This window comes from Streptomyces sp. NPDC056734 (assembly GCF_042790455.1).
In the GTDB taxonomy this organism is placed as follows: domain Bacteria; phylum Actinomycetota; class Actinomycetes; order Streptomycetales; family Streptomycetaceae; genus Streptomyces.
Genome location: NZ_JBHTZD010000013.1, coordinates 186,878 through 209,438, shown reverse-complemented (window position 1 = coordinate 209,438; position 22,561 = coordinate 186,878). Strand labels below are relative to the sequence as shown.

At 72.3% G+C, this 22,561-nt stretch carries 19 protein-coding genes; 14 read left to right on the top strand and 5 right to left on the bottom strand.

The features are described from left to right. Positions 1–5 precede the first annotated feature (5 nt). The 3 genes from ACFRFC_RS21315 to ACFRFC_RS21305 all read right to left on the bottom strand — a co-directional run bounded on the left by ACFRFC_RS21315 (position 6) and on the right by ACFRFC_RS21305 (position 3,823). Complete coding sequence (locus tag ACFRFC_RS21315; protein WP_382678755.1) at positions 6–1,478, bottom strand: aldehyde dehydrogenase family protein; 1,473 nt, start codon at positions 1,476–1,478, stop codon at positions 6–8. A 156-nt stretch (positions 1,479–1,634) separates the two neighbouring features. After that, positions 1,635–2,942 (bottom strand): amidohydrolase family protein, encoded by a 1,308-nt coding sequence (locus ACFRFC_RS21310; protein WP_382678758.1) that lies wholly within the window; start codon positions 2,940–2,942, stop codon positions 1,635–1,637. 143 nt (positions 2,943–3,085) lie between these two features. After that, positions 3,086–3,823, bottom strand: coding sequence for a TetR/AcrR family transcriptional regulator (locus ACFRFC_RS21305; protein ID WP_382680147.1), 738 nt, complete (start codon positions 3,821–3,823; stop codon positions 3,086–3,088). A gap of 54 nt (positions 3,824–3,877) precedes the next feature. Here ACFRFC_RS21305 and ACFRFC_RS21300 point away from each other — a divergent pair, with 54 nt between their 5' ends. The 5 genes from ACFRFC_RS21300 to ACFRFC_RS21280 all read left to right on the top strand — a co-directional run bounded on the left by ACFRFC_RS21300 (position 3,878) and on the right by ACFRFC_RS21280 (position 9,050). Next, a complete protein-coding gene (locus ACFRFC_RS21300) occupies positions 3,878–4,693 on the top strand; it encodes an enoyl-CoA hydratase/isomerase family protein (RefSeq protein WP_382678761.1) in 816 nt (271 codons plus the stop codon). 231 nt (positions 4,694–4,924) lie between these two features. Next, positions 4,925–6,130, top strand: coding sequence for an acyl-CoA dehydrogenase family protein (locus tag ACFRFC_RS21295; protein ID WP_382678764.1), 1,206 nt, complete (start codon positions 4,925–4,927; stop codon positions 6,128–6,130). Then, the gene (locus tag ACFRFC_RS21290; RefSeq protein ID WP_382678767.1) at positions 6,115–7,080 is read left to right on the top strand and encodes an acyl-CoA dehydrogenase family protein; all 966 of its coding nucleotides are present in this window, start codon (positions 6,115–6,117) and stop codon (positions 7,078–7,080) included. Before ACFRFC_RS21295 ends, ACFRFC_RS21290 begins: the two co-directional genes overlap by 16 nt. Positions 7,081–7,163: 83 nt before the next feature. Continuing rightward, positions 7,164–8,084 carry an SDR family oxidoreductase gene (locus ACFRFC_RS21285; RefSeq protein ID WP_382678770.1) on the top strand — a complete coding sequence of 307 codons (921 nt, stop codon included), beginning with the start codon at positions 7,164–7,166 and terminating at the stop codon, positions 8,082–8,084. 81 nt (positions 8,085–8,165) lie between these two features. Then, positions 8,166–9,050 (top strand): enoyl-CoA hydratase-related protein, encoded by an 885-nt coding sequence (locus ACFRFC_RS21280; RefSeq protein WP_382678773.1) that lies wholly within the window; start codon positions 8,166–8,168, stop codon positions 9,048–9,050. A 309-nt stretch (positions 9,051–9,359) separates the two neighbouring features. On the opposite strand, the gene ACFRFC_RS21275 is transcribed toward ACFRFC_RS21280, so the two are convergent. Together ACFRFC_RS21275 and ACFRFC_RS21270 are read right to left on the bottom strand one after the other, a co-directional pair. Beyond that, on the bottom strand, positions 9,360–10,142 hold the full coding sequence (locus ACFRFC_RS21275; protein WP_382678776.1) for an enoyl-CoA hydratase/isomerase family protein: 783 nt from the start codon (positions 10,140–10,142) through the stop codon (positions 9,360–9,362). 247 nt (positions 10,143–10,389) lie between these two features. After that, on the bottom strand, positions 10,390–11,721 hold the full coding sequence (locus ACFRFC_RS21270) for an SGNH/GDSL hydrolase family protein (RefSeq protein ID WP_382678779.1): 1,332 nt from the start codon (positions 11,719–11,721) through the stop codon (positions 10,390–10,392). 456 nt (positions 11,722–12,177) lie between these two features. Here ACFRFC_RS21270 and ACFRFC_RS21265 point away from each other — a divergent pair, with 456 nt between their 5' ends. From ACFRFC_RS21265 to ACFRFC_RS21225, 9 genes are all read left to right on the top strand, one after another. Next, positions 12,178–13,146 carry an NADPH:quinone oxidoreductase family protein gene (locus ACFRFC_RS21265; RefSeq protein WP_382678782.1) on the top strand — a complete coding sequence of 323 codons (969 nt, stop codon included), beginning with the start codon at positions 12,178–12,180 and terminating at the stop codon, positions 13,144–13,146. 19 nt (positions 13,147–13,165) lie between these two features. Beyond that, positions 13,166–14,836: a class I adenylate-forming enzyme family protein gene (locus ACFRFC_RS21260; protein ID WP_382678785.1), complete on the top strand. Its 1,671-nt coding sequence runs from the start codon at positions 13,166–13,168 to the stop codon at positions 14,834–14,836. A gap of 32 nt (positions 14,837–14,868) precedes the next feature. Further along, complete coding sequence (locus tag ACFRFC_RS21255; RefSeq protein WP_382678788.1) at positions 14,869–15,486, top strand: TetR family transcriptional regulator; 618 nt, start codon at positions 14,869–14,871, stop codon at positions 15,484–15,486. 145 nt (positions 15,487–15,631) lie between these two features. Continuing rightward, positions 15,632–16,666, top strand: coding sequence for a phosphotransferase family protein (locus ACFRFC_RS21250; RefSeq protein WP_383112645.1), 1,035 nt, complete (start codon positions 15,632–15,634; stop codon positions 16,664–16,666). Between the two features lie 6 nt (positions 16,667–16,672). Then, entirely contained in the window at positions 16,673–17,935 is a 1,263-nt protein-coding gene (locus ACFRFC_RS21245) for an acyl-CoA dehydrogenase family protein (protein WP_382678795.1), read from the top strand. 282 nt (positions 17,936–18,217) lie between these two features. Next, on the top strand, positions 18,218–19,702 hold the full coding sequence (locus ACFRFC_RS21240) for a flavin-containing monooxygenase (protein WP_383112644.1): 1,485 nt from the start codon (positions 18,218–18,220) through the stop codon (positions 19,700–19,702). After that, entirely contained in the window at positions 19,699–20,712 is a 1,014-nt protein-coding gene (locus ACFRFC_RS21235; RefSeq protein WP_382678801.1) for an alpha/beta hydrolase, read from the top strand. The genes ACFRFC_RS21240 and ACFRFC_RS21235 overlap by 4 nt, the downstream gene beginning before the upstream one ends. A 63-nt stretch (positions 20,713–20,775) precedes the next feature. Continuing rightward, positions 20,776–21,387 (top strand): TetR/AcrR family transcriptional regulator, encoded by a 612-nt coding sequence (locus ACFRFC_RS21230; protein WP_382678805.1) that lies wholly within the window; start codon positions 20,776–20,778, stop codon positions 21,385–21,387. Between the two features lie 41 nt (positions 21,388–21,428). Continuing rightward, complete coding sequence (locus ACFRFC_RS21225; protein WP_382678808.1) at positions 21,429–22,550, top strand: zinc-binding dehydrogenase; 1,122 nt, start codon at positions 21,429–21,431, stop codon at positions 22,548–22,550. Positions 22,551–22,561 lie beyond the last annotated feature (11 nt).

Sequence of the window (22,561 nt, the reverse complement as noted above, 5' to 3'; positions counted from 1 at the left end):
GTCCCTCAGATCCTCTCGGCCATGGACTTGATCTCCAGATACTCCTCGAACCCCGCGACGCCGCTCTCGCGGCCGATGCCGCTCTGCCGGTAGCCGCCGAAGGGGACGTCGAAGCCGTAGTAGTTGCCCGCGTTGACGGAGACCGTGCCGACCCGCAGCCGTTTCGCCACGGCCCTGGCCCGCTCCGGCGAGGCGCTGAGCACACCGCCGGACAGACCATACGCCGAGTTGTTCGCGATCCGTACGGCCTCGTCGTCGCCGCCGTCGTAGGGGATCACGCAGATCACCGGGCCGAAGATCTCCTCCTGGGCGACGGTGTCGTGCTCGCCGACGTCGGCGAGGACCGTGGGCTCGACGAACCAGCCGCCGGGCAGAGCCTCGGGGATGCCGCCGCCCAGGGCTATCCGGGCCCCCTCGGCCACACCCCGCTCGATGTAGCCGAGGACCCGTCGGCGCTGGTGCTCACTGATCAGCGGGCCCATGAGGGTGCCGGGGTCGGTGGGGTCGCCGCAGGGCCAGCCGCGCAGCGTCTCCACGAGGGCGGCGAGGCAGTCGTCGTAGCGGGCGCGCGGGACGAGCAGGCGGGTGAGGATCGCGCAGCCCTGGCCGGCGTGGGTGGTGATGTGGAAGGCGGCGGTGACGGCGGCCGTCGCGGGATCGGCGTCGTCCAGCGCGACCAGCGCTGACTTGCCGCCGAGTTCGAGGAAGACCTTCTTCAGGCTGCCGGCCGCGGCGGTCATCACGGCCCGGCCGGTGGTGGTCGATCCGGTGAACGACACCATGTCGACCCGGGGGTCCTCGACGAGCCGGCGCCCGGTCTCGTGCCGGGCGGAGGCGACGACATTGAGGACACCCGCCGGAATGTCGGTCTCCTCCGCGGCGATGCGCCCCAGGGAGGTGGCGGCCCAGGGACTGTCGGGCGCGGGCTTGAGCACCACGGTGCAGCCCGCGGCGAGCGCGGGGGCGATCTTGGCCAGATTGATCTGGGTGGGGAAGTTCCACGGGGTGATGGCGCCGACGACCCCGACCGGTTCGCGCCGGGTCCACCGCCGTGAGGACGCTCCGTCGGGGCCGATCGCCTCGCCCAGATCGTTCTCCCAGCTGTACTCCTCGGCCAGGTCGGCGAACCAGCCGATGCCTTCGACCGGGGTGTCGAACTGCGGTCCGGCGGTCAGGATGACGGGGGTGCCGATCTCGGCGACGAGGTCGGCCTTCAGCCGTTCGGCGTTCTTCATGAGGGCCTGCTGGAGCTGGCGCAGACAGTGCGCCCGGAAGAACGGGTCGCCGCTCCAGGAGGTTTCGTCGAAGGCGGTGCGGGCGGCGCCGACGGCGGCGGCCAGGTCGGCGGCGGTGCCGTCCGCGGTGGCGCCCAGGACCCTGGCCGTGGCCGGGTTGATGTTGTCGAAGGTGCCGCCGTCCGAGGCGGGAACCAGCCGGCCGTCGATCAGCAGGCGCTCCAGGCGGCCTGTCTCGGGCATCGAGCCTCCACGGGAGATCTGATTTTATATACCATATTCACTTTGCGCGGGGCCGGGCAATGCTCTGTTCCTGGTCCAGGAGAAGAAACCGGGTGGGGACGGTCGCCGTCGCCCAGGTCATCCGCACCGCCCGGCCGGTTCGCGGCCCTGCCGGTGTCAGGCTGTCGAGTTCGCGGCGAGCTGGCCCAGCGAGACCGCGCCACCGCTGCCGCCCCTGCCGCGGGCCCGGATGGCGACGTCGTGTCCCGCGACCTCGGCCCGCAGTGCGCCGGCCGTCGCCGTCCGCTCGGTGCGTCCGCCCACGAACGGGTCGAACGAGTACCACCGCAGCGCGTTCTGGTAGGTGATCCTGTTCAGCTCGTCGTCCGGGATGCCCGCCGCCGCTGCCGCCAGTTCCTCCGGGGCGTTCGGCCAGGACGAGTCGGAGTGCGGGTAGTCGCACTCCCAGGCGATGTTGTCCAGCCCGATGTCGTGCCGGAGCTTGAGACCGATGGGGTCGGAGATGAAGCAGGTGAGGAAGTGGTCACGGAACACCTCGCTCGGCAGCCGCCCGCCGAAGTCCTGTCCGGTCCACAGATGATGCATGTCGTACGTCCGGTCGACCCGGTCGAGAAAGTACGGGATCCAGCCGGTGCCACCTTCCGACAGGGCGAACCGGATGCCCGGGAACTTCTTGATCACCCGGGACCAGAGCAGGTCGGCCGCGGCCTGGCAGATGTTCATCGGCTGGAGCGTGATCATCACGTCCATCGGTGCGTCGTCCGCCGTCACCGCGAGCTTTCCGGACGAGCCGAGATGGATCGACAGGACGACGTTCTCGTCGCTGGCCGCCCGCCACAGCGGGTCCCAGTGGTCGCTGTGGAAACTCGGGTAGCCCAGCGTCGCCGGGTTCTCGGTGAAGGTCATCGAGTGACAGCCCTTCGCGGCCACCCGGCGCACTTCCGCGGCGCACGCCTCGGCGTCCCACAGGACCGGGAGCGCCATCGGGATGATCCGGCCCGGATAGGTGCCGGCCCATTCGTCGATGTGCCAGTCGTTGTAGGCGCGCACGACAGCGAGGGCGAGGTCCTTGTCCTCGGCCGCGGCGATGATCCGGCCGCTGAAGCCGGGAAAGGACGGGAAGTTCATCGACGCCAGCAGGCCGCCGGCGCTCATGTCCTTGACGCGTTCGTGGATGTCGTAGCAGCCGGGCCGGACCTCGTCGAACGAGGTGGGGTCGACGCCGTACTCCTCCTTGGGGCGGCCCGCGACCGCGTTGAGGCCGATGTTGGGGATATGTGCGCCGTTGAAGACCCACATGTCCAGACCGTCGTCGGTGCGGACGACCCGCGGCGCCCGGTCGCGGTACTTGTCGGGGATGTGGGCGTCGAAGAGGGTGGGAGGTTCGACGACATGGTCGTCGACGCTGACGAGGATCAGGTCTTCCGGATTCAAGGAGTTCTCCCAGCGAGCGATGCCGAGCATGGGTTGAACTGGAATTCAGCAAAGTGAACTATGGTTCAACGCGCTCGACAAGAGTTCGCACATAGACTCGTGCGACCGGCTCCCCGAGTCGTGGGCGAGGCGAGGGCGGCGCCAGGCGGGCCAGTGGCGGACGGGGGTTGGGCTCAGTGCTCGGTGAAGAAGGCCCGCGCCAGCAGATCGTGGAACTCCCCGGCGTTCATGGGCGGTTGGGTCTCCTGCGGGTCGGCGAGTTCGGCCGCCTGGTACGCGGCGATCAGGCCGGAGAACATCCTGGCCAGCACGGGCGCCGCTCCGGGGCGCAGCTCGCCCGCGGCCTGGCCCCGGGTGAAGAGTTCCGCCTGGAGCGCCTGGGCCTCCTGGAAGTTGCGGGTGATGCGCGGGTCTCCGGTCGGTTCGGCCAGCGGCGGCGCGATGGCGCCGCCGCGCAGCACCAGCCGTCCGAAGTGACAATGCCTGCGGAAGAAGTCCACCTGCCAGTCGGCCAGGGCGATCAACTGCTCACGAGGGCTCGCCCCGGTGGCGAGGACGGCCCGCATCTCCGGCATGAACAGGGCGCTGCGGCGGTGGAAGGTCGCCCGGTACAGGTCGTCCTTGCCGCCGGGGAAGAAGGTGTAGACCGAGCCGACGGAGTACTCGGCCAGTTCGGCGATCTCGCGGAGCGCGGCGCCGTGGAATCCGTCGCGGGCGAAGATCCGCTCGGCGACGTCCAGGATCTGGTCCCTGCTCATCTTCCGGCGCCGCTCACGCCGTTCGTCACGGAGGCTGTGTCCGGCCATCGGCGCCGCCTTCTCCTTCTCCTGGTCCGCTTCCGGGCTCGTCGGGGTGATCCCGGACATGGTAGTCGGGGCGCCGGGGACGGGAACCGTCGGCGAGAAGGCCATCTGCCTCAAGATGTGATTCTATATATAGTCTACAATTATGGAGGTGGGTTGGCTGTGACGGAGGATGTCCTCTGGGACGTCGACGCGGACGGGATCGCCCGGCTCACCCTGAACCGGCCCCGGGCCGGCAACGCGCTCACGCCCGCCATGCGAGAGCGCCTCGTCGCGCGGCTGGCCGAGGCCAGTGCCGACCAGGCCGTCCGGGTCGTGGTGTTGAGCGCGGCGGGGGACCGGCACTTCTGCACCGGTGCGGACCTGAGCGCGGTGGCCGATCGGCCACCCCTGCCCGAAGGCGCCCCGGAGCGCCCGGCCGGGTCGGTCGCGCGCGCCATCGGAACCGGTGCCCAGCGGCTGATCGCCGCCGTGCTTGACTGCGAGAAACCGGTCGTCGCCGCGGTGAACGGGACGGCGGCGGGCATCGGATGCCATCTCGCCTACGCCTGCGATCTGGTGCTCGCGGCCGAGGGGACGCGATTCGTGGAGGTGTTCACCCGCAGGGGGCTGGTGGTCGACGGGGCGGGGGCGTATCTTCTCGCCCGGCTGATCGGACCGCAGCGGGCGAAGGAACTGATCTTCTTCGCGGACGATCTCCCGGTGGCGGAGGCGCACCGGATGGGTCTGGTGAACCGGGTGGTGCCCACGGCCGGCCTGGCGGACGCGGCAGACGACTGGGCCCGGCGGCTGGCGGCCGGGCCGACGGTCGCCCTCGGCCTCGGCAAGCGGCTGGTCAACCAGTCGCTCGACAGCGACCGGGCCACGGCCTTCGCCCATGAGGCGCTGGCCGCCGAGATCAATATGACCAGCGCCGACGGGCAGGAAGGCCTCAGGTCCTTCGCCGAACGCCGGCCCCCGGTGTTCCGCGGCTGGTAGCGCGCGGACGGTCGAAGAGGAAGCCGGCCGAAGAGGACCGAACAAGAAGCCGGACAGGAGCCAGGCAATAACCGGGCAAGAACCGGGCACGGGCCTGACGGGACCGGACAAGGGCCGGACAAGGGCCGGACAGGGCCCGAACAGGGGGGCCCGGACTGGGCCCGGACAAAAGGCCGGGCGGGCGGACAGGGACCGGACGCGGGCCGGGCGAGGACCAGAAGAGGGAGCCGTATGGATCTGCGCTTCACCGATGCCGAGCTGGCGTTCCGTCAATCGCTGCGGTCCTGGCTCGCCGCCACCCTGCCGACACTGTCCGACCCGCCCGCGGGTGAGGACTGGGCCGCCCGCCGTGCCTACGACGCCGCATGGCAGCGTCTGCTGTTCGATGCCGGGTACGCGGGCGTCGACTGGCCGGCGGCGCACGGTGGCCGCGGCGCGTCCCCCACCGAGCAGCTGATCTTCCTGGAGGAGAGCGCCCGGATGCGGGCGCCCGGGGTCGGCGCCGGATTCGTCGGCCTGCTGCACGCGGGGCCCACCCTGATCGTCGAGGGCACCGAGGCACAGCGGGCCCGTCATCTGCCCCGGATCCTGCGTGGCGAGGAGGTGTGGTGCCAGGGATTCTCCGAACCCGACGCCGGTTCCGACCTGGCCTCCCTGCGCACGGCGGCGGTCCGGGACGGCGACACGTACGTGGTCAACGGCCGCAAGGTGTGGACCTCCTACGCGCAGGTCGCCGACTACTGCGAACTGCTGGTGCGCACCGACCCCGGGGCAGCGCCGCACCGGGGCATCAGCTGGCTCATCCTTCCGATGGACACCCCCGGCGTGCAGGTCAGACCCCTGCGCAACGCCGCGGGCGGCATCGAGTTCGCCGAGCTGATCCTGGACGACGTCCGGGTCCCGGCCGGACAGCTGGTCGGTGCCGAGAACGACGGATGGCGGGTGGCGATGGTGACGTTCTCCTTCGAACGGGGCACGGCCTTCATCGCCGATGTCGTGGAGTCCCGCAACCTGCTCGCCGAGATCGCCCGGGTCGCCCGGACGGCGCCGGGTCCCGGGGGCCGCCCGCTCTGGGACGACCCGGGGCTGCGGCGGGACGTGGGGCGGCTGACCGCCGAGGTGATCGGATTGTGGTCCCTCATCCGCAAGAACGTCTCCGAGGCGAGCGCGGGAACGATCCCGGTGCAGGGCGCCTCGGTGTTCAAGCTCCGCTTCACCGAGAACCGCCAGCGGATCGGTGACCTCGCCGCCCGGGTGCTGGGCCGGGCGGCGCTGGCGCTGAGCCCGCTGCCCGGCCGGGACAACGCCCGGGCGGCCGAGGACCGGCTGACCACGCTGGCCTTCACGATCGCGGCGGGCACCTCGCAGATCCAGCGGAACATTCTGGCCGAGCGCGCTCTCGGCCTGCCCAAGGAGCCTCGATGGACCTCACCCTGAGTGCCGATCAGCGTGGCCTGCGTGACGGGCTGGTCGCCCTGCTGGAGGGCGAGTGGCCGCCGGGCCGGCTGCGCGCCGCCGCCGACGATCCGGCCCTGGGCCTGACGCTCTGGCAGCGGCTCGGCGAGCTGGGCATGTTCGGAGTGACGGTGCCGCAGGACCGGGGCGGCATGGGGCTCGGCCTGACCGAGGCGGTGATCCTGTGCGAGGAACTGGGCCGCTTCCTCGTCCCCGGTCCGCTGGTGCCCGTCCTGCTGACGGCTGGGCGGGTGCCCGGCGTCATGACCGGCGAGAGCGTGGTGGCGCTGCTGGACGAGCGGGACGGCGCCGCCGTCGTGGAGCATCTGCCCCGGGCGACCCACCTGCTCGTCATGGCCGACTCCGGTCTGTATCTGCACCCGGGGGACGAGGTGACCACCATGCCCGTGGACACCCCGCTGGACCCGCTCACCCCGGCGGCCGTGGTGACCGGCCGCCGGGGACCCGGCGAGCGGATCGGCACGGCCGGGGACGCCGCGCTCGACCGGGCCCGGGGGACCGTACTGACCGCGGCTCTCCAGACCGGGGTGGCGCGGGGCGCACTGGACCTGGCGGTGCGCTACGCCGGTGAGCGAGTGCAGTTCGGGCGGGCGATCGGCTCCTTCCAGGCGGTCAAGCATCTGCTGGCCGACGCGCTGGTGGCGGTGGACCTGGCCCGCGCGGCGGTGCTCGTCGCCGCGCTCACCCTGGACGATCCCGGGTGCGGCGACGCGTGCGAGGCCGTCGCGGCGGCCAAGGTGCTCGCCGACACCGCCGCCTGCGCGGGTGGCCGTACCTGTGTCCAGGTGCACGGCGGGATGGGCTTCACCTGGGAGGCGCTCGCCCATCTGTATCTCAAGCGGGCCTGGGTCCAGGAGACCGCCTTCGGGACGGCGGACGAGCACGCCGACCTGTTGGCCCGGACACTGTGACGCGGCCACGGGGCGCCGCGCGGGGTGGCGAGACCGCCACCAACGACCTTGACGAATGTATATAATATATATAACATCGCCTCGTGAACGCCGAGGAAAGTGTCGCGGAGAGTGCCGAGGCGGTGCGCCCGCAGCAGTCGCTGCGTGGGCGCACCATCGTGATGTCCGGTGGGAGCAGAGGCATCGGCCTGGCGATTCTGCGCGCCGCGGCCCGCCGGGGAGCCAACGCGGTCATCCTCGCCCGGACCGAACGTCCCGACCCCCGGCTGCCCGGCACCATCGGTTCCGCCGTGGCCGAGATCGAGGCCGCGGGCGGTGCCGCCGTCGGGGTCGCGGGAGACGTCCGGTCGGCGCAGGACGTCTCCCGCGCCGTGGACATCGCCGTCGAGCGGTTCGGCGGTGTGGACGTGTGCATCAACAACGCGGGCGTCATCAGCAAGAGCGGCACCCTGGACCTGCCGATGAAACGCTTCGACCTCATGCACCAGGTCAATGTCCGGGGCGCCTTCGCGCTGACCCAGGCGTGCCTGCCTCACCTGCGACGCTCCGGACACGGCCACATCCTGACCCTGTCGCCGCCCCTGAACCTCGCACCGAGATGGCTGGGCCCCTTTCCCGCCTACACCGCCTCCAAGTACGCGATGACCCTGCTCACTCTGGGCTGGGCGGCCGAATTCGCGGACGACGGCATCGCGGCCAACTGCCTGTGGCCGCAGACCCGGATCGCCACCGCCGTGGTCCGCAACCTGCTTGGCGGCGAGGAGGCGATGGCGCGCGCCCGGCAGCCGGAGATCATGGCGGACGCCGCGGTGGAGGTGCTGGCACACCCCCCGCGAACCCTGACCGGGCGCACTCTCCTCGACGTGGAGGTGCTGGCCGCGGCCGGCGTCACCGACCTCGCCCGCTACGGCGGCGGCACGGACCCCACCCTGGACCTGTACGTGGACCCGCCCGAGCCCGATGCCGCGCCGGGCCGGGGCGCCGCCGACGGGCCGCGCGGATGACCGCCCGCGCCGCCCGCTCCGGTCGCCCGGCGCCCGTGCTCCGCCGGGCCGTACCGACCGAGACGGGACGGGAGGGCCGACATGGCTGAGCACCGCGACAGCGGGCCCGGTGACGACGGGGAGCCACAGGTGCGGGTCGAACGGCAGGGGCCGGTACTGCTCCTGACCCTCCATCGCCCCGAGCGGCTCAACGCCTTCACCCCGCGGATGGGCGCGGAGCTGCTGGCCGCGCTCGACGACGCCGACGCCGACGACGGCGTCCGCGCCGTACTGATCACCGGCAGCGGCCGGGCCTTCTGCGCCGGCGCCGATCTCGCCTCGGGCGGGTCCCGTTTCGCCTATCCCGACCCGGCTGGTCACCGTGACCTCGGAGGCCGGATCTCGCTGCGCGTCTTCGAGTCCCTCACACCGGTGGTCGTCGCCTTCAACGGCCCTGCCATCGGCGCCGGCATCACGATGATGCTCGCCGCCGATGTACGGCTGGCCTCGTCCGAGGCGACGTTCGGCTTTGTCTTCGCACGGCGCGGCATCGTCCTGGAGGCCGCGTCGAGTTGGTTCCTGCCCCGCATCGTCGGCGTCGGCCGGGCGCTGGAGTGGGTGAGCACCGGACGGCTCATCGACGCTGCCGAGGCGCACACCGCGGGCCTGATCACGGCCGTCCACCCGCCGGACGCACTGGGCAGCGCGGCGATGTCGCTGGCCCGGCAGATCGCGGACACCTCCGCGCCGGTCTCGGTGGCTCTGAACCGGCAGTTGCTGTGGCAGATGCTGGGCGCGGACCATCCCATGACGGCGCACCGGCTGGACTCCAGGGCCCTCGCTTCCAGGGGCGCCTCCGCCGATGTCCGCGAGGGAATCGCCGCGTTCCTGGAGAAGCGGGCGCCGCGGTTCCCCGACCGGGTCTCCGACGGCCTGCCGGACTTCTACCCATGGCGCTGGTCACCGCCGTTCGCGCCCGAGGATTAGCAGTGGGCGGTGCGTTCCCAGGCGGTTGCCGGGGCCGGATCGGGTGGGGAAGGGGGCGCTCCGGTGCCGCACCACGTATCAGCACGGGACCGGCCGACCCACTACGCCCGGTCCTGTCCGTCACGCACCACGGGAGGGCGGCGGCCTGCCGGGCCGCGGATCGCCGGGTGAGCTGTGGCCGAGCCACGCCATGAGCCACGCCACGAGTCATGCCACGAGTCATGCCACGAGCCGTGGCCGAGCCATGCCACGGCGCCGAACATCTGCTTCCCGCTCCCGGCTCCCTGCTCCCCGCACCACCCCGCCCGGTCACGACCGCTCAGGCGTCCCCGTGAACGTGTCGATCAGCGCGGTCGCCCGCTCGGTGACGACGGCCGATGCGATCGTCCTCGCCTCGTCGGCCAGTGTCACCTCCGCCGGGGAGTCCCACGACCCGCGGACGAGCCGCTTGGCCTCGGCCAGCGCGAACGGGGGCCGCGTGGCGAGACACCGGGCGATCTCCAGGGCCCGCGCCGCCCCGTCGCCGTCGTCCACGACCTCGGTGACCAGCCCCCACGAGAGCGCCTCGGAGGCGGTGAGGGTGCGTCCGGTGAGGGCGAGTTCCAGCGCCCGCTGCTGCCCGACGGCCCGGGGCAGCAGCACGGAGGCCCCGCAGTCCGGGGTGAGCCCCATGGCGGCATAGGCCATCAGGAACTTGGTGGACCGTTCGGCCACGATCACGTCGGCGCTCAGCATCACGGCGATCCCCGCACCGGCGACGGCCCCCTGTACGGCGGCCACCACCGGCTTGGGCAACTCCCGCAGCCGGTGCAGGGCTTCGCCGAGGCAGGTCGCTAGTTCGTGGATGTGGGCGCCGCGGTCCCGCGCCCGTGCGACGGAACGCACATCGCCACCGGCGCAGAACCGTCCGCCCCGCCCGGTGAGACAGACGGCGAGGACGTCCTCGTCCGCGGCCTCGCGGACCGCCGCCGCGAAGGCCCGAGCGGTGGCCAGGTCGAACGCGTTGGCCGACTTGGGCCGCTCCAGCGTGAGCCGGGCCACCGGCCCCTCGGCCAGGTAGGACACTTCGCCGCCCGGTGCGTTGTCGGTCATGGCTCCTCAGCTCCCGCGATCGTCGTCGGTGAGGTGGTGACAGGGGGTACGGGGGACAGTGAGGCAGGTGCTCGGTGCGGGCGGCACGCGCACGAGCGGGGCTCGCCGCGCGGGCGCAGGCCGGCGAGAGCGGATCGCGGGCCTGCGCCCCGGGCGGGCGGGAAGCTCCCCCGCCCTCCTGCGGTGCCCCCGAAGGGGTGGACGACGCGCCGCCGGTGCACAGCCCCGGTGGCATGCCGGCCGGTGGTCAGCTACGGCCCGCCGGAACGAGGACGGGACTGTCGGCCGTACCGGCGCCCCGCTGGGCGGTGCTCACGAAGAGGCTCTCGGCGACCGACGCCATCGCGGCGTGGCCGCTGTCGGACGGATGGATGTGATCGCCGCTGTCGTAGGCGGGCAGCAGCCGCGACGGGTCGGCCGGGTCGCGCAGCGCGGCGTCGAAGTCGGCCACCTTGTCGAAGCCTCCGGGCTTGCCGGCGCTCGACCGGAGCCAGCGGTTGACGTCGTCCCGCTTCTGCTGGTTGAGGGGGATGTCGTAGAAGGAGCCCCCGACGGGGAGCAGGGTGGCGCCGTACACGGTCACCCCGCGCTGGTGCGCACGGTCGATGAGCTGCTGGTACCCGGCGATGATCTCGTCCGCGGTGACATGCTCGCCGGGATCGAGCAGATTCGGCAGGGCGATGTCGTTGATGCCGATCTGGACCAGTACGTAGCGGGTGGCGGGCTTGGACAGGACGTCCCGGTCGAACCGGTCCAGGGCGCGTGGCCCGATGCGGTCGTGCAGCAGCCGGCCGCCGCCTATGCCGGCGTTGGTGACGGCGAGATGGCTCGTCGAGGGCCGCGCGGCGAGCCCGGTGGCCAGCCGGTCGGGATAGCGGCGGTTGGCGTCGGGGGTCGACCCGGTGCCGTCGGTGATCGAGTCGCCGAAGGTGACCAGACCGGACTTGGCGGGACTCATGACCTCGACGTCGGTGAGGAAGTACCAGCTCGACACCGTCCGGCCGACCGGCAGCGACGCGGAGCCCGTGTGATTGCCCGAGGTCGAGACATAGGAGGTCTGCGCGGCCTCCAGATGCTGGGTCGGCACGCCCGTCGGCTGCGGGAGGAAGAGGTCGACGGCCATGTCACGCTCGGCGGTGAGGGCGAGCGGTACCGGGTCGGAGGTGATCTCGGCACCCGGTGCGAGGGTCACCGACTGCCGGCCCATGAAGGTCAACTGCCGGACCGAGGAGGTGTCCACGGCCGCCCCCGTGGTGCGGCGGGCGATGGTGGCTCCGCCGAGGGTCAGCGGCCGGTCTCCGAAGAGGTTCGACAGCCGGACGCGGACGGCCGTCCCGCTGGTGTGCGGGCGTACGACCTGCCGCAGTGTCTCGTTGCGCAGCGGCGCGGCCGGGGGGAAGCCGGGAATGCCGGTGTCGCCCGGCTGCGGGCTCGCCGTCCAGGCGCTGACCCACCCGACGTTCAGGGACTGCGGTGCCTCGGCGGCCCCGGCCGGGCTGACCACCCCGAGGAGCAGGGCGGTGGCCAGGGTGAACAGAGCCGCTGTGCGCCGCCACATGTGTGGCGCCGTATCGGTCATGATCCGGTCCTCTCTTGACGTGATCTTCTGGCGGTTCGGGGCGCGAGCCCCCACGATCAGCTGCCAAGTGGCGAGCGACGGGAGACGAAGGGCAGACGCGGAGCCGCTCGACACGGCGCCGGACGGAACGGGCCCGCCGCGACACGGTGAGGACACACACATGCCGTGCGGACCACGGTGAGCGGCTGTGTCGTCCCTGACCGCTGCTCGCCGGGGCCCGCCGGGGGACCGGTTCATCGGGCGCAACCCCTTTGTGTATAGCCACGGGTCCCGTCTTTGGCCACCCCTCGGTCCCAATCAATCGTTCGGCAATTTCCTGAGGTACACAGTCCACCTGCGGCGGTTGGTGCCCGCATGTTGACTAACGATTGTTCGGCACGGAACCATCGGGAAGCCGACCGCGAGCACAGGGGGCGGGCCCAGGGCGGCCCGTCGGCCGAGCCAGGAGGGCGCCGTATGCGTGTGTTCCAGCTGACGGAGTACCGGGGGCCCGCCGGACTTGAGCAGGCCGATGTCCCGGCACCGGTGCCGGGACCGGACGGAGTGCTCGTGGGAGTACGGGCGATCGGCGTGAACTTCCCCGACCTGCTCCTGACCAAGGGGGAGTACCAGTACCGGCCCGACCTGCCCGTCGTGCCCGGCTGCGAGGTCGCCGGCGTGGTCCTCCAGGCTCCGGCCGACTCGGTCTGGACACCCGGGGACAGGGTCGCCGGGTTCGTCCGGGAGGGCGGTTTCGCCGAGCGGGCGGTGCTGCCGCCGACCTCGATCGTGCCGATACCCGACGCCATGGACTTCGCAACGGCCGCCGCCATGGTCGTCAACTACCACACCGTCCATTTCGCCCTGGTCCGTCGGGGGCAGGTCCGGCCGGGCGAGTCCGTGCTCGTGATGGGAGCGGGAGGCGGCATCGGCACCGCGGCGGTCCAGGTCGCCCTCGGGCTCGGCGCGTCGGTCGTCGCGGGCGTCGCCGACGAGGGCCAGACGGCGATCGCGCGGGCCGCCGGTGCGACCGAAGTGATCGTGCTCGGTCCCGACTTCGCGCGCCGGGTCCGGGAACTGACCGGCGGACGGGGGGTGGACGCGGTCGTCGATCCGCTGGGCGACTGGCTGTTCGGCGAGGCCCTTCGGGCGCTCGCCCCGGAGGGCAGGCTGCTCGTCGTCGGTTTCGCCGCGGGCCGGATACCCGAGGTGCGGGTGAACCGGCTGCTGCTGCGCAATGTGTCGGTGACCGGGGTCGCCTTCGGAGCCTTCCTGGAGCGGGCGCCCGGCCTGATGGCGGAGCAGGCCCGGTCCCTCGACCGGATGGTGGCCGACGGCACGGTACGACCGCGGATCGGCGCCCGGTTCCGGTTCGAGGACCTGCCCGAGGCGCTCGGCCGCCTTGACCGGGGGCTGGTCCCGGGCAAGGGCGTCGTGGTGCTCTGACCCAGTCGAAGGAGACCCGATGGAATCCACCGCGCCCTGGCGCAGGCTCTACCCGCCCCCGGTCGGCCCCGATCTGGCCGGGGCCCATCCCACCATGCTGTCCGCCTGGCACGAGCAGGTCCGCCGGCGCCCGGACGCGCCGGCGGTGTACTACTTCGACACCGTGCTCACCTACGCCGTCCTCGACCACGCGGCACAGGCGCTGGCGTGCTGGCTGCGGGAGCGCGGTGTCCGGCCGGGCGACCGGGTGGCGCTGTACCTCCAGAACGACCCGCAGTGGCCGGCCGCCATGCTGGCCGCGTGGAAGGCGGGCGCCGTGCCGGTCGCGGTGAACCCGATGCTGCGTCACGAGGAGCTGACCCACCAGCTCGTGGACTCCGGCGCGGTCGCGCTGATCTGCCTGGACACCCTCTACGGCGAGGTGGCGCGGGAGGTGGTGCCGCACACGGCGGTGCGGCATGTGCTCGTCACCCATGCGCTGGACCTGGCACCCGGCACCCGCCTCCCCGACGCCGTGGCCCGCCATGTCCCCGCCGTGCGTGGCACCTGGGACGGTGTCGCCGACTGGCAGGACGTCGTGGCCCGTCACGACGCCGGCCCGTCCCGGCCCGCCGTCGCCCCTCCCGGGCCGCGCGACGTGGGGATGCTGACCTACACCTCCGGGACGACCGGGCGGGCCAAGGGGGCGATGAACCTCCAGTCGGCCATGGTCCACAGCGCGACCGTCTACGGCGCCTGGTGGGACCTGCGGCCGGAGCGGGACGTCATCCTGTGTCTCGCGCCCGTGTTCCACATCACCGGCGCGATCGCGGGACTCGGGGCGGGCATCGTCACGGGTGTCCCCGTGGTCCTGCTGCACCGCTTCGACGCCGGGACCACGCTGTCGGCCGTGCAGCGCCGGCGTGCCACCTTCACCGTCGCCGCCGCCACCGCCTACCTCGCGCTGAGCGAGCATCCGGAGCTGGACCGCTACGACGTGCGCTCGCTGACCAAGACACTCTCCGGCGGCGCCCCGGTGAGCCCGGCCCTGGTGGCGAAGGTGCGGGACGCCACCGGCTGGACCGTGCACGGGGTCTACGGGATGACCGAGACCACCTCACCCACCCATCTCGGTCCGCCCGGTGTGGAGCCGCCCCTGGACGAGGACTCCGGCGCGCTCGCCGTGGGCGTCCCCGTGCCGGGCTGCGGGGTGCGCATCGTGGACCCCGTCGACGGCCGGACCCTGCCGGCGGGGCAGCCGGGCGAGATCATGGTCTCGGGACCGATGGTGGTGCCCGGGTACTGGCGGCTGCCGCAGGAGTCGGCCCGCGCGGTCGAGGACGGCTGGCTGCACACCGGCGACATCGGCAAGGAGACCGAGGACGGCTGGCTGTTCGTCGTGGACCGGCTGAAGGACCTGATCAACGCCGGCGGCTACAAGATCTTCCCGCGGGACGTCGAGGACGTGCTCCAGCGGCATCCCGCCGTACGCGAGGCGGCGGTGGTCGGTGTGCCGCACGCGTACCGGGGCGAGACGGTGAAGGCGTTCGTCTCCCTGGTGCGCGGCCGGACGGCGACCCCCGCGGAGCTGATCGGGTTCTGCCGGGAGAGAATGGCGGCCTACAAGTACCCACGCGAGGTCGAGATCGTCGCCGAACTGCCGAGGAACACCAGCGGAAAGGTGCTCAGACGGCAGTTGCGCGAGCGATGACGGCCGTTGCAGGACCGGGAGGACGTGTCCGGATGACGGAACGCCGTCGCACCAGGGCGCAGGGCGGGGTCAAGGACACCATCCTCGACGCCGCGGTCGACAACTTCCAGCGGCTCGGATACCACGGCACGTCCATGCGGGACATCGCCCGGGACGCAGGCATCACCGTCGCCTCGATCTACCACCACTTCCCCTCCAAACAGCGGATCCTCCAGGACATCATGGTCCGGGTGCTCAGCGATGTGATCTCCTTGACCCGCAACGCCCTGATGCGGGCCGGCACCGATCCGAGCGGCCAGCTCGGAGCGGTGACGCACGCCTGGGCCCTGTTCCACACCAGCCGTCGTGCCGAGGCGCTGATCGGCGCCTCGGAACTGCGGAGCCTGGACGAGGTGGGCCTGCGGCTGGTGGTCGCGCTCCGCGACGAGCAGGAGCGCATGTTCCGGGACATCGTCGAACGGGGCGCGGCCGAGGGCGAGTTCCTGACGCCCTACCCGCAGGAGGCGGTGCGCGCGATCCTCGCGATGGGCTCGTCGATCGCCTCGTGGTACCGGCCGGACGGCGGGGTGAGCCCCGCACGGATGGCCGAGCGGTACGCCGCCCTGGCCCTGGGCACGGTGGGCTCCGTACGGGCCGTCCAGCCGACCTGACCGGCGGGACGCACCCGCCCGGATCGTCCCGCCCGACGCTTCGTCTCCTAGTGACTGTTCGGTCGGTCGTGCACGCTCATTGTCCCTGGGCGTGCCACTGCCTAAGCTGATGCCGAACGCTCGTTTGGTAAAGGAGTGTGGTTGCGTGGTGGAGTTCAGGCTTGGCGCGCTGCGCCGCTGGCTCGACGCAAATGTGGACGGCGGTGCCGGTGAACTGTCCGTCACGCCGATCGCGGGCGGCCGGTCGAATCCGACGTACGAGGTGACCGACGGCCGGAGTTTCTGGGTCCTGCGCCGCCCGCCGTTCGGTCATGTCCTGCCCAGCGCCCACGACATGGGGCGTGAGTTCCGGGTGCAGGCGGCCCTGCGCGACAGCGGTGTCCCGGTGCCGCGGCTGGTCGGGCTGTGCCTGGACGAGAGCATCGTCGGCGCCCCGTTCTATGTCATGGACCGGCTCGACGGCATCACCCTGCGCGGCCGGGACGACGCCGCCCGGCTCACCCCCGTCCAGCGCGCCCGGCTGGCGGACCGTATGGTCGACACTCTGGTGCGGCTCCACGAGGTGGACCCCGGCGCGATCGGCCTCGCTGGCTGGGGGCGTCCCGACGGTTACCTCGAACGCCAGCTCCGGCGCTGGAGCGACCAGTGGACGGCGTCCCGGACCCGGCCGCGGCCCCAGGTCGACACCCTGCTGCGGCGGCTCACCCAGACCCTGCCGCGGGACCGTCACCCGGGCATCGTCCACGGCGACTTCAAGCTCGACAACATGCTCCTGGACCGCGCCGACCCCGCCCGTGTCCTGGGCGTCCTGGACTGGGAAATGTCCACCCTCGGCGACACCCTCAGCGACCTCGGGATCCTGTGCTCCTTCTGGGACGAGGCAGGGGAACTCCCCAACCCGATCTCGGCCGGCGCCACCGCCCTGGACGGCTTCCCCGGCCGGTGGTACGTGGTGGAGCGGTACGGTGCCGCCCGGGGCATCGACATCACCGATCTCGACTGGTACCTGGTCTTCGCCGACTTCAAGATCGCGGTCATCCTCGAAGGCATTCACGCCCGGCACCTCCAGGGCCACACCAGCGGGGCGCGGTTCGAGGGACTGGACGCGGTGGTGGACGCGCTGCTCGACCGGGCGCTCGCGCGCGCCGCGGACTCCTCGGTCGCCGGACTGCGGAGCTGAGGCGCCGTGGAGCACCTCTCCGCCCGCGGGACCCTGCCCGTCACGCCGGACGCCGACACCCTCGACCTGCGCCCCTCCGCCCGCGCCCAGCGCCTGCGTGAGACGCTCGCCGACTTCCTGCACACCCATGTCCTGCCCGCCGAGCGAGACTACGAGGAGTACCGCGCGCGGCACGGACCGGACGACCACAGCGTCCCCCCGGTGGTCGAGGAACTGAAGGCGCGGGCACGTGAGCGGGGCCTGTGGAACCTCTTCCTGCCGGACGTGTCCGGCCTGAGCCGGCTGGACTACGCGGGACTCGCGGAGATCACCGGCTGGAGCCCGCACCTCGCGCCCGAGGCCACCAACGGACAGGCCCCCGACTCCGGCAACATGGAACTGCTGCATCTGTTCGGGACCGCCGAACAGAAACAGCGGTGGCTCCAACCCCTGCTCGCCGGCGAGATCCGCTCCGCCTTCTCCATGACCGAGAAGGACGTGGCCAGCTCCGACGCCACCAACATCCGCACCCGGATCGAACGGGACGGGGACGAGTACGTCGTCAACGGCCGCAAATGGTGGACCACCGGCGTGGCCAACCCCCGCTGCGAGCTGCTGATCGTCATGGGAGTCACGGACCCGGCCGCGGCCCGGCACCGCCGGCAGTCCATGATCCTGGTCCCCACCGGCACACCCGGTGTCACGGTGGTCCGGGACCTGCCGGTCTTCGGCCGCCACGACCAGCACGGCCACGGCGAGGTGGTGTACGACGACGTCCGGGTACCGGCGGCCGGTCTGCTCGGCGCGGAGGGCGATGGATTCGCCATGGCCCAGGCCCGGCTCGGCCCCGGCCGGATCCACCACTGCATGCGGGCCCTCGGCGCCGCGGAGCGCGCGCTCGCCCTGATGACGGCGCGGGCCCGGTCCAGGATCGCCTTCGGCCGGCCGCTGGCCGACCAGGGCGTGGTGCGGGAGCGGATCGCCGAGTCCCGGATCGCCATCGACCAGGCCCGGCTGCTGTGCCAGCTCGCGGCCAGGACCATCGATCTGCACGGTGACCGGGCGGCGGCCGTCCAGGTGTCCGCGGCCAAGGTGGCCGTGCCCCGGGTCGCCCTCGATGTCATCGACCGCGCCATCCAGGTGTACGGCGGGGCCGGTGTCAGTGATGATGTCCCGCTCGCCGCCATGTACGGCTGGCACCGCGCCCTGCGCATCCTGGACGGCCCCGACGAGGTGCATCTGCGGGCCGTGGCCAAGGCCGAATTGCGTCGGATCACGGACCGCCCATGACGCGCTGATCCCCCGCCCGCACCGGGCGCGGGGGATGTGCGTACCCCCGTGCCCGGACAGGTGCGCGGGGCGACTCCACCTGCCCTCCCGGCGGGTGGAGCGCTGTGGCGTGCGCCGGCGTTCGCGCAGGTGGCGGGGCATGCCGGGGTGCGTGAACGGCGCCCGGACCCAGCTCCCCGCAGGGGAAAAGTTTCAGTGACACTTTGTCTGGACAGCCGACGGACCGTATGGTCTGCTGGCGGCATGTCAGCAGACGCTGTGGTTGGCGAGATCCAGCGGTTCATGCGAGTGGCTGTGATAGGAGCCGGGTTCTCCGGCATCGCCATGGGTGTGCGGTTGCTCCGTGAAGGAGTCCAGGACTTCGCGATCTTCGAACGGGATACCGAAGTCGGTGGTGTGTGGCGGGACAACACCTATCCCGGGGTCGGGGTGGACACCCCGTCGAAGCTCTACTCGCTGTCCACCGACCCCTATCCGGACTGGGCGCGGCTCTTCGCGAAGGGCGATCAGCTCCTCGCGTACACCCGGGAGGTGGTGGCGCGGCACCGGCTGCTTCCCCATCTCCGGTTCGGCCACGCCGTCGAGGACGCGCGGTGGGACCCGGACGAGGGGATGTGGGTGCTCACCACCTCCCGCGGGGTGTATCGCGCGCGCTTCCTGATCAGCGCGGCGGGCGCGGTGGCGGACCCGAGCGTCCCGGACGTGCCGGGGCTGGCGGACTTCCCGGGGGTGCGTTTCCACTCGGCCCGCTGGGACCACGACCACGACCTGCGGGGCCGCCGGGTCGCCGTGATCGGCACGGGCGCGTCCGCGGTCCAGTTCGTCCCTCTCATCCAGCCACTCGTGGCGGAACTGCATGTCGTGCAGCGCACGGCGGCCTGGGTGATGCCCAAGGCGGACCACGCGATCCCGGAACGGACCCGGCGCCGACTGCGCCGCAGGCCCGCCCTCATGGCGGCCGAGCGGCTGCTGTACTACGCCATCACCGAGGCGGTCGCCGCCGGGCGCCGGGTCCGGGTGATCCGCGCCCAGTTCGAGAAGGTGTGTCTCAAGCACCTGGACGCGCAGGTGCCCGACCCGGAGCTGCGCCGCAGACTCCGCCCGGACTTCGAGTACATGTGCAAGCGCCCGCTGATCTCCAACGATTATCTGCCGGCCCTGGGCAGCCCCAATGTGACCCTGCACACCGGGGGACTGGTGGAGGTGCGCGGCTCCACCGTGATCGCCGGTGACGGCGGCAAGGCCGAGGTCGACACCGTCATCCTCAACACCGGGTTCGACATCGGCATCACCAGCCCGATCGCCCGGCGCATCCACGGCGCGCACGGCGTCTCCCTGGCCGGGTACTGGGCCGACGATCCACGCGGCTACAAGGGAGTGACCGTACCGGGCTTCCCCAACCTCTTCCTGATGCAGGGGCCGAACGCGACCAGCGGTGTCAGTTCGGCGCTGATGTTCGGCGAGGCCCAGGCCGGCTACATCGCCGACGCCCTGCGACGGTTCGCCAGGAACGACATCGCGACGGTCCATGTGCGCCCGGACCGCGAGCGGGAGTGGACCCGCCGGGTGCGCAAGATGTCCGCGCGCACCACCTACGAGGTGGGCGGCTGCCGCAGCTACTACCTCAACCGCAAGGGCGAGAACGTGGTCATGTGGCCCGCCTGGACCGCGGGATACCAACTGCGCACCCGGCGCTTCGACCCGCGTGCCTACGATCTGACCCACGCGTCCGGCGACGGCCGGCCGGCCCGGCGGGAGACATCATGAGAATCCCGCTGCGCGCCCGGCTGCTGACCGCGCCCCAGCGCAGGTCGGCCGCGTACCGCATCGAGGGCAGGACGCCGCAGGAGATCCCCGCGCTGCGGCGCCGGCTCACGGTTCCCGAGCGCGGTCCGGCGACCCTGCTGACGGGACGGCCCCCCAGGTCGGTGCGGGTCGACTGGATCGAGGCGGACCTGCCCGGCAGAAGGCTGCGGGTACGCCGCTACCGCCCCCTGCGGGAGACGACGGCACCCAGGCCCCTGCTGGTCGACTTCCACGGCGGCGGCTTCGTCATCGGCGCCCCCGGCCTGAAGGACTGGTTCAACGGAGCCCTCGCCGCGCGACTGGACGCCGTCCTGGTCTCCGTCGACTACCGGCTCGCTCCCGAGCACCGGTTCCCCGCCGCCTACGACGACGCCGTCGACGCGCTGCGCTGGGCCGCCCGCGGCGCACCGCGGTGGGGCGCCGACCCCGGGCGGACGGCCGTCCTCGGGGACAGCGCGGGAGCCAATCTGGCCGCGGGAGCCGCGCTGGAATCGGCCGGCGGCGACGGTCCGCCGCTGCGGGCCCAGGTCCTGCTCTACCCCGCCGTCGACCTCGTCGGCGACTACCCGTCGGCGACCGAGCACGCGCACTCCCTCATGCTCACCACCGCCGAGTCCGAGACCTTCCTCGCGCACTACCTGGACCACCGCGACCGGGCGGACGCACGGGCCTCGCCGCTGCTCGCGGCCGATCACCGCGGCCTGCCCCCGGCCGTGATCATCGCGGCGGAGCACGATCCGCTGCGGGACCAGAGCGCCGCCTACGCCGAGGTGCTCCGGGCGGCCGGAGTGCCGGTGCGGCAGACCACGTACGCGGGCGCCGCGCACGGTTTCCTGTCCGCTCCCGGACTGTTCCCGACCGCGGTGCACGCCCTGACCGAGGTGACGGACTCGCTGCGCCGGCTGCTGCCGGCCGCGGCCGGCCCGCCGGCGGACGCCGATCACTCCCGGGGCCCAGGGCCGGCCGGCTGACACACTGCCGCTGACGCTGCCGTCCCGACCGGTGTGAGGCAACCGATGAATGGGTCTGATCGCATGAGTGCCGAACGACGCCCGAGCGTACGCGAGGAGCAGAAGAGGCTCACCCGGGAGCGACTGCTCGACGCCGCCGTCGAGGTGTTCTCCCGGCGATCGGCCATGGAGGTCAACATGGACGACCTCGCGAAGGCCGCCGGAGTGGCCCGGGCCACCGTGTACACCCACTTCACCAGGAAGACCGAGGTGGTGGTGGCCCTGGCGCAACGGCAGTACGAGCTGGCCGACGAGGTGTACGCCGAACTCGCGGCGGTGCCGGACTGGACCCGTTCCGCGCTGCGCACTTGGCTCGAAGGCGTGGAGGCCCGCTGGCGGGAGCAGGCCGACTGCGTCAGGGCGCTCACCATGGCGGGTCCGGCACTGGCCTCGGGCGGCACCGTCGAAGCACATGAGCGCTACCTGAGCAGGCTCGCGGACGACCGCCGCCGCTGGCGGAAGGTGCCCCCGGCGGAAGCGCGGCAACGGGTGCTGATGGCGCTGGGCCAGATCGAGTCGTTCTTCTCGGCGTTGATCGTCGCCGACTGGAAGCCGGCCCTGGAGGACCCGCTCGACCTCGTCACCGATGTCGTCTGTCATCTGCTCGCACCGGCCCTCGCCGAGGAGCCGGGGTAACGAAGGGGCCGTACCGGGCCCACACACGGAAGGCGAACACCATGCGTGCCGCGATCTACCACCGTGGGCGATTCACCGTCGACGACTTCCCGCTGCCGCCGCTGTCCGCGGGACAGATGCGGGTGCGCCCCCTGGCCAACGGAATCTGCGGCACCGACCTGTCGGCACGGGCGCACACCGAGGACTTCCTCGCCGCCGCCGGGGAGACCGGGCAGGAGATGTACCGGTTCGACCCCGGGCGCCCGCTGGTGCTCGGCCACGAGTTCACCGCCGAGGTCACCGAACTGGGTCCCGGCGTCGAGGAGTTCCGTGTCGGGCAGACCCTGTTCGTGCTGCCCGCCGTCCTGGACGACCAGGGAGCCCTGCACGGCCTCGGCTTCGACAACGACTACCCGGGCGGCATGAGCACCGAAGCCATCGTGATGGGCATGATGCATGTGCCGCTGGACGGCGTCGACCCGGTGCTCGCGGCCACCCTGGAACCGGTCGCCACCGGCGTCAACGGCGCCCGGGGGACCGGGCTGGAAGAGGGCGGAGCGGCGCTGGTGACCGGTGCGGGCCCGGTCGGCCTGGGCGCGGTCGTCGAGTTCGCCGCCCGTGGGGCGGGCGTGATCGTGGTCTCCGACCCCTCGGCGAAGCGGCGCGAGATCGCCCTGGCCTACGGTGCCACCGCGGCCGTGGACCCACGGGAGACCGATCCCGTCCAGCTGTGGCGGGAACTGGCACCCCTGGGCGCCCGCCTTCATCTGGTGGAGGCGTCGGGCGCCACCGGGGTGCTCGCCGGCCTGCTGTCCGCCGTCCCGCCGCACTCGGTCATCGCCGTGGTCGGCGGCGGAACCGAACCGGAGACCTTCCGCCCGATCGCGGCGGTCATGCAGAACCTCACCGTCCGCTGCATCTCCGGCCCCGCCCACGGCGAACCGCGCTACGAAGCCGTCTGGCGGGCCTACGAACACCTGCGGGAGGGCCGCTACGACCCCGCGCTCATGGTGACCGCCTGCACCGGTCTGGCCGGTGCGCAAAAGGCGTTCGACGCGCTGCGCCCGCAGGGCGCCGTCACCGAACACGTCAAGATCCTCGTCCTGCCGGACCTGGACACCGACGAACTGCTGACCCCGCACCAGGCCGGGCTCGGCCTTCCGGCCGTACCGCGCCACGTATGACCCCCCGGGCG

Coding starts and splice junctions, on each gene's coding strand:
- ACFRFC_RS21315 (WP_382678755.1), bottom strand. CDS start 1,478: ATGCCCGAGACAGGCCGCCTGGAGCGCCTGCTGATCGACGGCCGGCTG.
- ACFRFC_RS21310 (WP_382678758.1), bottom strand. CDS start 2,942: ATGCTCGGCATCGCTCGCTGGGAGAACTCCTTGAATCCGGAAGACCTG.
- ACFRFC_RS21305 (WP_382680147.1), bottom strand. CDS start 3,823: ATGGCCTTCTCGCCGACGGTTCCCGTCCCCGGCGCCCCGACTACCATG.
- ACFRFC_RS21295 (WP_382678764.1), top strand. CDS start 4,925: ATGGATCTGCGCTTCACCGATGCCGAGCTGGCGTTCCGTCAATCGCTG.
- ACFRFC_RS21290 (WP_382678767.1), top strand. CDS start 6,115: ATGGACCTCACCCTGAGTGCCGATCAGCGTGGCCTGCGTGACGGGCTG.
- ACFRFC_RS21280 (WP_382678773.1), top strand. CDS start 8,166: ATGGCTGAGCACCGCGACAGCGGGCCCGGTGACGACGGGGAGCCACAG.
- ACFRFC_RS21275 (WP_382678776.1), bottom strand. CDS start 10,142: ATGACCGACAACGCACCGGGCGGCGAAGTGTCCTACCTGGCCGAGGGG.
- ACFRFC_RS21270 (WP_382678779.1), bottom strand. CDS start 11,721: ATGACCGATACGGCGCCACACATGTGGCGGCGCACAGCGGCTCTGTTC.
- ACFRFC_RS21265 (WP_382678782.1), top strand. CDS start 12,178: ATGCGTGTGTTCCAGCTGACGGAGTACCGGGGGCCCGCCGGACTTGAG.
- ACFRFC_RS21260 (WP_382678785.1), top strand. CDS start 13,166: ATGGAATCCACCGCGCCCTGGCGCAGGCTCTACCCGCCCCCGGTCGGC.
- ACFRFC_RS21255 (WP_382678788.1), top strand. CDS start 14,869: ATGACGGAACGCCGTCGCACCAGGGCGCAGGGCGGGGTCAAGGACACC.
- ACFRFC_RS21240 (WP_383112644.1), top strand. CDS start 18,218: ATGCGAGTGGCTGTGATAGGAGCCGGGTTCTCCGGCATCGCCATGGGT.
- ACFRFC_RS21235 (WP_382678801.1), top strand. CDS start 19,699: ATGAGAATCCCGCTGCGCGCCCGGCTGCTGACCGCGCCCCAGCGCAGG.
- ACFRFC_RS21230 (WP_382678805.1), top strand. CDS start 20,776: ATGAGTGCCGAACGACGCCCGAGCGTACGCGAGGAGCAGAAGAGGCTC.
- ACFRFC_RS21225 (WP_382678808.1), top strand. CDS start 21,429: ATGCGTGCCGCGATCTACCACCGTGGGCGATTCACCGTCGACGACTTC.